This window comes from Armatimonadota bacterium, from assembly GCA_039679645.1.
GTDB lineage: Bacteria > Armatimonadota > UBA5829 > UBA5829 > UBA5829 > UBA5829.
In genome coordinates this window covers 21536-33319 of the sequence record JBDKUO010000001.1, presented here as the reverse complement: position 1 = coordinate 33319, position 11784 = coordinate 21536, and the positions used below count along the sequence as shown (strand labels likewise).

Sequence of the window (11784 nt, the reverse complement as noted above, 5' to 3'; positions counted from 1 at the left end):
TCCATGGCCTGCAAAATGGCAACACCACTGGAAAGCAGCGTGGCAAGCGTTCGAGCAAACCTGGCCAGAGCCACTTTGTGGTTCAAACTTCCAAATACCGGCAGCTTGAGCTTAACGGTATCCAGAGTGCGTCTGCCGATTTTTGTCCTGCCGAAGAGCCTGATGGCAATCACAAAGCCCACGACAATCAAGATCATGAAGTACCACTTGGAAATCATGAAGTCGCTGCAAGCCTTTACGGCAGCGGTGAGTGGGGGTAAATCTTTAATACCCAGGTCGACGAACATGCTCATGAACTTCGGCAAAACGAAAGTCATCAAGCCGATAACTACCAGGCCGGCAAAGCAAAGAATCATAACAGGATAGGTCAGAGCCGATTTGATCTTACGCCGCAGTTCGACATCGCTTTCCAGGAACTGCGAGAGTCTCTGAAGGCTTTCTTCGAGCGCTCCACCGACCTCGCCGGCGTTTACAAGACCGATAAAGAGCCTGTCGAATACGGTAGGATACTTCTCCAGCGCCCTGGTTAGAGTCTGGCCGCCCTCGACCTCGTTCGTGACGTCCGTCAAAATAGCTTTGAGCTTTGGATTGGTCGCCTGATCGGTAAGCACGTTAAGACAGCGCACAAGGTTTACACCGGCGTCGATCATTGTAGAGAACTGCCGACACATGATCGAAAGCTCGGACTTTTTGACGCCGCCCATACCGCCGATTTTCTTCTGAGTGCTCTTGGTCTGTTTGATCTCGACGACTGTAAAGCCCTGCTCGGTAAGCCTTTTACGCAGAATATCTTCGTTTTCGGCTTCAGAGGTCCCCGGGATCATTGTCCCTACGGCATCTCTTATCGTATATGCATAATTTGGCATTTTTGCAACCCCCAATCGGGTGATGGGCGCCGAAACCCGGCACCCGATACCTGTTACCTAAAATTCAATGAGTTGGAGCCATTACTGGTAGTATTCATACTTACCATACTCTTCAGTTCGTCCGGGTTCGCGGCTACTTTCATGGCTTCATCCATAGTTATTAAGCCCTGCTGATAAAGCTCGCGCAGGTGCTGGTCCATAGTCATCATGCCTGCGCTTGCGCTGGTTTGAATAATAGAGGCGATCTGATGAGTCTTAGCCTCACGGATAAGATTTCTTATCGCGGGAGTGGCGATCATTACCTCCATTGCGCAAATGCGGCCCGGCTGACCCGCTCGAGGCAGGAGCTGCTGGCACAACACAGCCTCTATGCTGTTTGAGAGCATCAGGCGTATCTGCTCCTGACCCGTCGCCGGAAATGAATCGACTATGCGGTCCACTGTCTGCGCCGCGCTACTGGTATGCAGGGTCGCCAACACAAGATGACCCGTTTCGGCAGCTTGAATCGCGTTGGTCATTGTATCCAGGTCGCGCATCTCGCCGACGAGGATCACGTCCGGGTCTTCCCTCAAAGCCGACCGCAGCGCATGCGAAAACTCTTTTGTATCCTGACCCAACTCGCGCTGGTTAATAATGCTGAATTTGTGTGCGTGAAGATACTCGATAGGGTCCTCGATACTGATAATATGCGCGCTGCGCTCGTTATTGATCTGATTTATCATAGCCGCGAGCGTCGTGGACTTGCCCGAGCCTGTCGGGCCTGTAACCAATACAAGGCCTCTGGGCTTTCTTGTAAGCCCCTCCAGCACCAGCGGCAGCCCGAGTTCGCGAATCGTCGGTATCCTGGCAGGGATCAGCCTGAATGCGGCTGCTATAGCGCCCTTGTCCCTGAAAATGTTGACCCTGAACCGTGCAATTGAGTGCACAGTGTATGAAAAGTCGAGTTCCCAATCCTCTTCAAAACGCCGAATCTGCTCATCGGAGAGTATGTCATACATCAGGCGTTGAGTATCGGTAGAAGCCATCTTCGGATAGTTCAGCGGCATCAACTGACCGTCAACGCGAACAACCGGAGGCACATCGACGCATATGTGCAGATCGGATGCGTTTCGCTCGATCATATCGCGCAGTAGGTCGTCGATGTGTATGGCGTCATATGTGACTGCTTGTTCAGCCTTTTCGGCCAATTTCTCGCTCCTAATACTTTCGGCTTTCTACTTTTCACTCTTCAAAAAGTAGATATTTACCGCCGGACACTATTGCCCGGCTGTGAAGACGACTCTCATGACCTCATCGGGTGTCGTAACGCCCTGAAGAACTTTGTCCAGACCGTCTTCTCTGAGTTCATGCATACCGTTGGCCTTTGCAGCCTCTCTGAGGTCGGCAAGAGGAGAACGGCGGACCATAAGCTCCCGAATCTCGTCGTTGATCCTCATAAGCTCGTAGATACCGATTCGGCCTTTATAACCTGTGTGCTTGCATACTTCACAGCCCTCACCCTTATAGAGCGTGACCGGCTGATTGGGGTCCGAAGCCTTAAACCCGAACCGCCGCAATTCGCTGGCGGGGACCTGGTAGGGAACCTTGCACTTCTGGCAAACCTTTCGGGCAAGCCTCTGCGCAAGGCAGGCGATGACGGTCGCTGAAATCAGATAAGGCTCGACGCCCATATCTACAAGTCGAATAACCGCACTCGGAGCGTCATTGGTGTGCAGTGTCGAAAGAACAAAGTGACCGGTGAGCGACGCCTCTACACCGATTTCAGCGGTTTCGAGGTCTCTCATTTCACCGACCATGATGATATCCGGGTCCTGGCGGAGGAATGACCTCATAGCGGACGCAAAGGTCAGACCGGCCTTCTTATGGACCTGGACCTGCGAGATACCGCTTAACTGGTATTCTACAGGGTCTTCGATGGTGATGATGTTCTTTTCGACTGAGTTGAGCTTGTGAAGGACTGAGTAAAGCGTGGTGGTCTTACCGGAACCTGTAGGCCCTGTGGTCAGGAACATACCGTTTGGCTGAACTACAATTTCTTCGAGCTGGGACTGCACTTCGGGACTGAAACCCAGCCTGTTGAGACCGATAAGAACGTTACTCTTATCGAGAATTCTCATAACGATCTTCTCGCCGTGGACGGTCGGCAGACAAGAAACACGAAGGTCGTAGTCTTTGTTGTCCCAGCGGATCGGAATACGTCCGTCCTGAGGAATACGCCTCTCGGCGATGTTCATATCGGACATGATCTTAAATCTGGAAATCAGAGGCTTGTCGATATACTTAGGCAGAGGCATGACTTCGTGCAAAACACCGTCAATTCGGTATCGCACGCGCACTCCGCGCTTGTCCGGCTCGACATGGATGTCACTGGCGCCGTCGGCTATCGCTCGCTGCACGATGGTGTATGCAATTCGGATAATAGGCGCTTCTTCAGAGACTTTGGCGATGCTCTCGGTGTCTTCGTCGGAGATCTCTTCACGCGCTCCGAAACCGGCAATTGCCTGCCTGATATCGGCAGACAAATTCAGACTTGATCCGCCGCCGTTTGCACCCCCCGGAATCGCCACTGCTCCGGGATCGACATTGGGCACGACTTCAGTTCCTGCGCTGCCGCCGCTGTATACGCGGTCTATCGCATCCATCAGGTCGTCCTCAGTGGCAAGAGCCATAACTATTTGCTGAGCGCCGCTGGCAAGCTGAATATCCTGTTTTGCATACGGATCATTGGGGTTCACTACCGCCAGGATCAGTTTGTTGCCGTTTTTGCCTATAGGCAGAACCTTGTGCCGCTTGGAGACATGCTCAGGGACGGCGTTTACCGCGCTCTGGTCGATTTTCTGCGTTACCAAGTCTACAAACGGAATGCCCAGAGTCTCGGCGCGAACCTCCGTGACAGCCTTTGCATCCGCAAACCCAAGGTCTATTATTATGCGGCCGATATCGCCGGGCGCGCTCCGCTGAACGTCTCTTGCTTCTTTAAGCTGCTCAGCGGTAATCACACCCTTGGCGACAAGCGCCTCACCTAATTCTTTTCTAGCCATTGCCTGCACCTCAACGCGGTCGCGCATATCCGCGACACCCAAAAATTATAACACAACAGCAGCCGCTTCTTCCATCACATCTACCGGCGCCTGCCGTCCGGTCCACATCTCAAGCGAAAGCGCACCCTGATGGACCAACATCCCCAGACCATTGACAGCGCGCGCTCCACGCTCACGCGCCTGTCTGACAAGCCGAGAGGTCGAAGGATTATATACAAGATCATAAACCAATAGATTTGAATGCAGCAGGTCGCCGGGTATCGGAGTTGAGTCTATATCCGGGCTCATGCCGACTGACGTGGTGTTGACCAGCAGATCGGCGCTTTGCGCTTCATCCGCCAGAGCTTCCCTTTGCATCCCAATGGCCCTCGCTGCGTCTCTTCCGAAGACCGTGTTCAAACCCTCAACAAGCTCCCGGGCCCTGCCAAAAGTCCGGTTAGCTATCACTATCTCGCAGCCGATCTCGGCAAGCGCGAAACTTACAGCCTTAGCCGATCCGCCTGCTCCAAGAAGCAGGACTTTTTTGCCGTCCAGTTTCCCCCACTCGGCTTGAGCCGACTTAAGAAAACCGCGACCATCGGTGGTATCACCAACAAGATGCCCATCTTTATTGATGACCGTATTTACGGAACGAATTCTCATCGACCGCTCGCTCACTTCGTCGAGATATGCGATGATATTCTCTTTGTGAGGGATCGTGACATTTACCCCCGCAATATTCAGCGCCCTGATTCCATGGACCGCTTTTTCTAGATCGTTTGGCAGCACATGAAAAGGCACATACACGTAATCTATTCCCAAAGCTTCGATCGCAGCGTTTTGCATTACGGGCGAAAGGCTGTGGGCTATGGGGTGTCCGAATACACCCAAAACACGTGTTTTGCCGAGCATGTTCACTTGGTATCCTGTTTTTCTGACTTGTACAGACCGTCATTTGTTCCAGCGGCAGGCCTGCGCAAGCGCCGCATAATCCACCGTTCGATCAGACGGCTCAGCTTTGTGCCGATAAATTCTTTGGGGTGCATAGGCTCCACAAGAATAGTATGCATGCAAGCCCAGTTGCCGCCCAGTATATCCGTTAGCAGTTGATCGCCCACTACGACGCAATTTTCGGCTTTGCAGCCCAACATCTTTAATGCGCGCTCAAAACAGTGCGGTCTGGGCTTTAATGCCCTGAACACACAAGATATCCCAAGCTCGCGAGCAACGGCGTTCAACCGTTTTGGATTGTGCGTATTGGAGACAATACAAAGCCCCATCCCTACAGCCTTAGCGGACTCGATCCACCGCCTGCTTGACTCCGGGACCTGTGAGCTTGCCCAGGGCAGAAGCGTGTTATCCAGATCGAGCATCAGCGCTCTGAAGCCGTCCTGCTTTAGCGCTGCAAGGTCGATCTCACTCACATTCCGCACGTACTGGTCGGGACGAAACAGCTCAAGAAGCTCACCCATATTACCGGCCACCGTCTTTTATCGCGTTTTTGGCGGCGACGTGTTCTTCAAAGGTCCGGCTGAAATGGTGACTGCCGTCGGGCCGGGCAACGTAGTACAAATAATCAACATTCGCCGGATGCATTGCCGCCTTGATAGAAGCCAGCCCCGGATTGCATATCGGACCGGCAGGCAGACCGGCATGGGTATAGGTATTGTACGGCGAGTCTTTATGCAGATCGCCGTAGTATATTTTGTCTTTATTGTCTGTGCTCTCGCCGGGCGAATACGTCACGGTTGCATCCACTTCCAACCTCATACCCTTTGCAAGACGGTTCCACAGCACTGCCGATATGAGCGATCTGTCTTTGGAAACCTTCGCTTCACGCTCGATCATGGAGGCCACGATCAAGAGTTTGTTCAGACCCTCGGCAAATGATTGTTTGCCCAGTCCAAATCTATTGCGTATGACCTGCTCGATCTCAGATCTATTGGGTTTTATGACCTTTTGATCGAATGTATCCAGCATTTTTCTTGTGATTCCCTGCGCGTCCGTGCCCCTGGCAATCAGGTAGGTGTCAGGAAATAGATAGCCTTCGAGAGAACTGCCATAAACAAATGAATAGTCCGGGAACTGGTAAGTCTGGTTCAAGACCAGTCTCACAAATGAGTCCCCACTTACCAGTCGTTTACTCTGAAGCAGGTCGGCCATCTGGCGAGCTGTGAAACCCTCCGGCATTGTGACCCAGCTTTCGAGTGTCTTGCCGCTGACGAGATGGTTTATTATCTCCGGCACGCTCATTGTCCGGCTCAGTTCATAGACACCGGGCTTGAGTTTCTCCGTCGCACCGCCTGCCTTGCAAGCCAGCATGAATACAAACGGGCTTCTGATCAGACCCTGCTCGTCCAGAGAGTTGCCGATGTCCCTGGCAGTATACCCTTTTGCTACGACCACTCGGACGGCAGATGCATCGCTCGAGATGGGTCGCAAGCAGGCGAACAGCCACAGGCCGGTTATAACCAGCGCTGCGACCAGGACGAGTATATAAGGTTTTGTCTGAGTGAAAATACTTTTCATGCGTTGTGTGTTATGAGTTATGAGTTAAGCGTTCAAGACTGCTTTCCTGGTCTTAGCTCTCCACCCTCCACTCTCCACTTTCAAGGTAACTGCGTAATATGACGGCTGCGGCCATCTGATCGATTACTTTTTTTCGCTTTTTGCGCGAGATATCCATCTGGATGAGAGAAGACTCGGCGTCAACAGTGCTCAGTGACTCATCCCACAGAACAACAGGTATCCTGATACGCCTTGTGAGACGGTCCGTGAAGTCTTTAACTTTCGCAGCTTGAATTCCTTCCTCGCCCTTTAGATCCAACGGCAGCCCTACAACAACCCTGGAGGCTCCCAGTTCATTGAGCAGTTCTTCCACGGCACGAAGGTCGGTTTTTATACTTTTACTACGCCTGATAGTGGTCACAGGGTTCGCAGTAATGCAAAGCTCATCGCTTACCGCTACGCCGACCGTCGCATCACCCACATCCAGAGCCGCTATTCTAGGCATTGTCAGACTCCCCGGCTTTACCGCTGCCGACGATCTCCATCATAGTATAGAGAACCAGGGAAGAGAGCATGCCGAACATAAGCACCGCCATGACTATGCCCGAATCATTCAAGACAAATGCAGCCAATATACCGATCAGGAAACCTTTCAGGCTGGCGACGATCTGTCTATCGCGAAAAATTTCATCCTTGAGTTTAGCGGGCACTCGATATGTCCAAAACAGAAATATCGGGATAAGCACGGCATAAGCAACCATGGCTTCGGGACGGACAATGATCCTGAGGTTCAAGAGAACTTTTCGCTCTATCAGGGTAAGCACGTAGTCTCCCCCAACTCGCTGCGCAAGGCTCGCCATCCGACCGGCGTGCGCCGCTGCTGATCCGAATGCATGAAAATCCGTAACGGCGAGGACCGCCATAAGAGCGAAACCACCGACAAACATCATGATCACATGCCGAAGCCCGAACCTGGCCCTGCTGACACCAAAACTGATCAGCCCGAATGTGACGGCGGCGGCAAACGTCGCGCCGTAGTTGGCGCCGGTTCTGCCCATGCCCAGTGTCAGTATTATCAAAGCTCCCAGGGCTGGAGCAAGCCATCTGCGAACAATCTTACCGCTAAAAACAGCACAAAGCGCGGACATGGATATCAGTATGCTCGCGTATTCATTGCCGATTCCATAGAAACGCAGACCGCTGAGCTGATATGAACTGGGAAGAGCAAACTTGCATAACCTGCAGCCCGTGAAGGTGTCAACTATGATCACAGCTATGCTGATTGCATAGACAGCAAGCATAGGAGCGGCTCGAATACCGGTTGTTCGGTCCCATAACCAGCCTAAAGCAAAGCTGACTGCCACAATCATCGCCCAGAACACAAAAGTCCCCACAATATACCCCGCCGCGCCTGCCGGAGCAAGCACGGCAAGCATCATGGCGACCGCCGCTGCACAGGCTGCAACGAGGCCGACCCTGATCAACGCATATACTCTTCTCGGCGCTCGAAGAGAAAAACCCAAAAGCACAATAGCGGCCACAAAAGACAGACCCACAACAGCCGCCACTACATACACAACAGGCCGAACTATATCCTGCTGCGCCTTTACACGGGTGTCCAGCTCATGCACTACGGCAAGCTTATCCTTAGCGGATACGCTCTTTGATGGGCGGCCTATGATATCCGACGGCGCGGGTATGCCGGACATATCGAGAATGGTAGGCGCGAAATCACTTGCGGCGACAAGGCCAGGGGTGCGGGTTGTCGGAGAAGTCAATACACCTTTATATTTAGGTCCATAGATCACAATCGGGGTGAGTCTGTCCCAGGAGTCTCCCGTAGGCAAGCTGAATGAAACGAGCACGAGAGTGATATTTTCACGCATCAACTTGCCGATGAGTTTATCCAGATCGCGCATGGCTTCGGCTTTGTGCAGAGCCAGAGCCTTATCGGTCATGCGGTCCTTAAGGTCATCCAGATGGGTAGTTGAACCAAAGTCTATGATCGTAAAGTCGGCATTTGCCGGTAAAGAGGAACTCAGACGTCCGATATCTATTTGGCCGCGTGAGTCCATCGCCAGGACAGCGGCTGATCGATTTATCTGATCCGGAAGAATATCCGAGTTTCCTATAACGCACGTTTTCTTGCCGGACTCGTGAAGAGCATCGCCCAAGGCTCCCAGTCTGGCAGGTTTGGCGAGATCGATATTTGCACGCAATGCCGGGCCCAGACCCAGAAAGACTGCCGAATGGGGGCCTGCCTTATAACCTGTTTGACCGGTATATGCTTCTTGTGCGTTCTCGCCGTATTCTGTTGTTTCAAGCGAATCATAAAAGTCGCGGACAAAGGTCCCACCCCGGCAGCTTGTGCCTGCCCCTGCGGTGACCATGCATGAAATTTCACTCTTTGGCCCGACGCAGTTCGGGCTGACAAGCCCAATCGCGCCGTTTCGGACCATCTTTGTGATTGCCGGCAGCGAAGAGTTGTCCAGGTCATCTAGAATAAGGCGATTTGCTACTACGACTACAACCTTGCCCTGCTTACTCACCCCTTGTGAGATTGGCGCAGCGTTTGCAGACGCAGCAAGAAACAGCGTTAGGAAAATCAGCAATATGCTATAGGCAAAACGCAGCTTACCGCCCCCTAGCCCCCTCCGACACGGAGGGGGGATTACGTGCGACTGACCGGGGGAGAGGTTATTTGGTGTGTTAAAAATCAACTTGCCTGTGCCTTGATAATCTCTACCGCCTTTGCCAGAGCCTGGTCGACCTTACTCGCATCCTTGCCGCCTGCCTGGGCAAACTCAGGTCTGCCGCCACCGCCGCCGCCCGCGACTTTTGCGACTTCGCGGAGAGTGTTACCGGCATGGAAGCCTTTAGAGACAAGATCGGATGTGACTTTGCCGACAAAAAGGACCTTACCGTCGGCAACTCCCGCCAGCACGACTACGCCGGACTTGAGCTTATCGGCGACACCATCGGCGAGCTTTTGGAGTGTCGGCACATCGACTGTCGAAACAGATGCGGTTACAAATTTGACCCCGCCCGCTTCCTGCGCCGAATCGACCAGTTCGCCTGCCTGTTCGGCAGCTCCCTGGCTTTTGAGAATATCTATCTCGCGCTGAGCGTCTTTGGCGGCCTGCACGGCGCGCTCGGCTGCCGAAACCGTATCCGACAAAGATGAACCAAGCACCTCAGCCGTCTCTCGAAGCTGGTCCTCTAAGTCATTGACGTAATGGACGGCTGCCTCACCAGTCACGGCCTCAATTCGGCGAAGACCCGCGCCTACACTCGACTCGCTCATCAGCTTAAAGAGACCGACCTGACCGGTGTGCTGGAGGTGCGTGCCGCCGCAAAGCTCTATCGAGACATCGCCCATCTTGACCACGCGGACCTCATTGCCGTATTTCTCGCCAAAGAGGGCCGTTGCGCCCATCTTTCGGGCCTCGTCTATATTGGAGATAGTGACGTTGGTCTGCACGTCTTCGAGAATGAACTCGTTGACGCGGTTTTCGATCCGGCGCATCTCATCGCGCGTGACCGCCTGGAAGTGCGAAAAGTCGAACCGCAGTCTGTCCGGGTCGACCAGAGACCCCTTCTGCAGAGCGTGCTCACCAAGGACTTCGTGCAAAGCCGTGTGCAGGAGGTGAGTGGCCGTATGGTTTCGAGCAATCGACATGCGGCGCTTCTTGTTCACTTTGCATTGCACAGAATCGCCGACCGAGATAGTCCCGGACTGCATCTTGCCCTTGTGAAAAAAGAAGTGTGAAGCCTTGATCGTATCGACCACATCGAGTGATGCGCCATTGTTGACTATCGAACCTGTGTCGCCGACCTGACCGCCCATCTCCGCATAAAACGGCGTCTCGTCCAGCACAAGCTCGACCTCGTCACCCTCGCCTGCCGATGTGACCAGTTCGCCGCCCTTAATAATAGCAAGCACATTGGCGTCGCCTGCAGTCTGCTCATAGCCGACGAATTTGGTGGCATCGATAGTCTTTTCAAGCTCGATTATGACAGTGCTGCCGCCGCCGAAGAGCTGGGTCGCAAAGTCGCTCGACTCTTTGGCGCGCCTGCGCTGCTCCTCCATCGCGGACTCGAAACCGTCAATATCCACAGAGACGCCCTTTGCAGCCGCGATCTCTTTAGTCAGCTCAAGCGGGAAACCATAGGTGTCATATAAAGTAAACGCTGCCTCGCCGTCGAGAGTCTTCTCACTGGTAGAAGCCGCCAACTCGATCTGGTCCTCAAGGCGCTGCATGCCGCTGTCGAGAGTATGGCGGAATTTTTCTTCCTCGCTGCCGATCACTTTTTTGATGTAACCCTGCCTGTCGGCGATCTCGCGATATACATCACCCATTATCTCGACGACTATCGGCACTATCGGCTCCAGGAAGCTCTTGGTAAGTCCAAGGCTTCGGCCCTTAACGACCGCGTTCCTAATCAACCTGCGCAGAACGTAGCCACGGCCGACATTGGACGGCATCACACCGTCTGCAATGGTGAAAACAGCTGATCTGATATGATCGGCAACCACTCGGATAGCTCTGTCGGTATCTTCATCCGAGCCGTATTTGGCGCCGGATATTTTTTCGATTTCCCGAATGATCGGCAGGAAGAGATCGGTCTCATAATCGCTGGGCATCCCACTGAGCACAGTAATAGTACGCTCAAACCCCATCCCGGTATCGATATTCTTCGTAGGAAGCGGCTTCATGGTGCCGTCTTCCTGCCTATCGAACTGCTGGAAAACCAGGTTCCAAATCTCGACAAATCGGCTGGAGTCGTGCGCTATTGACCATGCCGGATCCTCTGGCGGGCCGAGTTCGGGTTTGGTATCAAAGAATATCTCATTACAAGGCCCACAAGGCCCATTCGGGCCTTTGCTGGGAGCATCGGCGGGCCAATAGTTCTTATCCTCGCCAAGCCTCACGACCCTATTCGCCGAAAAGCCGATCTCTTTGATCCACACATCGGCGGCTTCATCATCATCGATATAAATGCTGGTCCAAAGGCGTTCGGGATTTATCTTCAACACCTCGGTCAAAAACTCCCATGCCCAGTGGATAGCGTCGCGCTTGAAATAATCTCCGAAGCTGAAGTTGCCGAGCATCTCGAAGAAGGTGTGGTGAAAGGCATCGCCGACTTCGTCTATATCGTCCGTGCGCATGCACTTCTGGGATGTGGTGATCTTCGTCGCCGGAGGCACTCGTTCGCCCACGAAATAGGGCTTGAACTGCACCATCCCGGCGGATGTATAGAGCAGGCTGGCGTCGTCCGGCACAAGCGAATCGCTGGGGTGGATCAGATGGCCTTTGCTCTCGAAGAATTTCAGGTATTTGGTTCTAAGTTCACTACTAAGCATGAGTTTTATGTCCAGTTTTATTTTG

The 11784-nt window shown here is 53.3% G+C and carries 9 protein-coding genes; all 9 read right to left on the bottom strand.

Annotation, left to right across the window (positions count from 1 at the left end):
• The coding region (locus ABFD83_00160; protein MEN6355475.1) for a type II secretion system F family protein at positions 1–866 on the bottom strand (866 nt) is incomplete at its 3' end.
• A 53-nt stretch (positions 867–919) separates the two neighbouring features.
• Positions 920–2053 carry a type IV pilus twitching motility protein PilT gene (locus tag ABFD83_00155; protein ID MEN6355474.1) on the bottom strand — a complete coding sequence of 378 codons (1134 nt, stop codon included), beginning with the start codon at positions 2051–2053 and terminating at the stop codon, positions 920–922.
• A gap of 69 nt (positions 2054–2122) precedes the next feature.
• Entirely contained in the window at positions 2123–3907 is a 1785-nt protein-coding gene (locus ABFD83_00150; GenBank protein MEN6355473.1) for an ATPase, T2SS/T4P/T4SS family, read from the bottom strand.
• 45 nt (positions 3908–3952) lie between these two features.
• Complete coding sequence (locus ABFD83_00145) at positions 3953–4798, bottom strand: shikimate dehydrogenase (GenBank protein MEN6355472.1); 846 nt, start codon at positions 4796–4798, stop codon at positions 3953–3955.
• A 2-nt stretch (positions 4799–4800) separates the two neighbouring features.
• Entirely contained in the window at positions 4801–5358 is a 558-nt protein-coding gene (locus ABFD83_00140) for a YqeG family HAD IIIA-type phosphatase (protein ID MEN6355471.1), read from the bottom strand.
• A 1-nt stretch (position 5359) separates the two neighbouring features.
• Positions 5360–6415 carry an endolytic transglycosylase MltG gene (gene mltG, locus ABFD83_00135; protein ID MEN6355470.1) on the bottom strand — a complete coding sequence of 352 codons (1056 nt, stop codon included), beginning with the start codon at positions 6413–6415 and terminating at the stop codon, positions 5360–5362.
• Positions 6416–6467: 52 nt separating this feature from the next.
• Positions 6468–6899, bottom strand: coding sequence for a Holliday junction resolvase RuvX (gene ruvX, locus ABFD83_00130; protein MEN6355469.1), 432 nt, complete (start codon positions 6897–6899; stop codon positions 6468–6470).
• A complete protein-coding gene (locus tag ABFD83_00125; protein ID MEN6355468.1) occupies positions 6892–9006 on the bottom strand; it encodes a hypothetical protein in 2115 nt (704 codons plus the stop codon). The genes ruvX and ABFD83_00125 overlap by 8 nt, the downstream gene beginning before the upstream one ends.
• A gap of 104 nt (positions 9007–9110) precedes the next feature.
• A complete protein-coding gene (gene alaS / locus ABFD83_00120) occupies positions 9111–11759 on the bottom strand; it encodes an alanine--tRNA ligase (protein ID MEN6355467.1) in 2649 nt (882 codons plus the stop codon).
• Positions 11760–11784: the final 25 nt, after the last annotated feature.

Excerpts from the sequence above, each read along its gene's own strand:
- ABFD83_00150 (MEN6355473.1), bottom strand. The coding sequence starts at position 3,907 with ATGGCTAGAAAAGAATTAGGTGAGGCGCTTGTCGCCAAGGGTGTGATT.
- ABFD83_00145 (MEN6355472.1), bottom strand. The coding sequence starts at position 4,798 with ATGCTCGGCAAAACACGTGTTTTGGGTGTATTCGGACACCCCATAGCC.
- ABFD83_00140 (MEN6355471.1), bottom strand. The coding sequence starts at position 5,358 with ATGGGTGAGCTTCTTGAGCTGTTTCGTCCCGACCAGTACGTGCGGAAT.
- mltG (MEN6355470.1), bottom strand. The coding sequence starts at position 6,415 with ATGAAAAGTATTTTCACTCAGACAAAACCTTATATACTCGTCCTGGTC.
- ruvX (MEN6355469.1), bottom strand. The coding sequence starts at position 6,899 with ATGCCTAGAATAGCGGCTCTGGATGTGGGTGATGCGACGGTCGGCGTA.
- alaS (MEN6355467.1), bottom strand. The coding sequence starts at position 11,759 with ATGCTTAGTAGTGAACTTAGAACCAAATACCTGAAATTCTTCGAGAGC.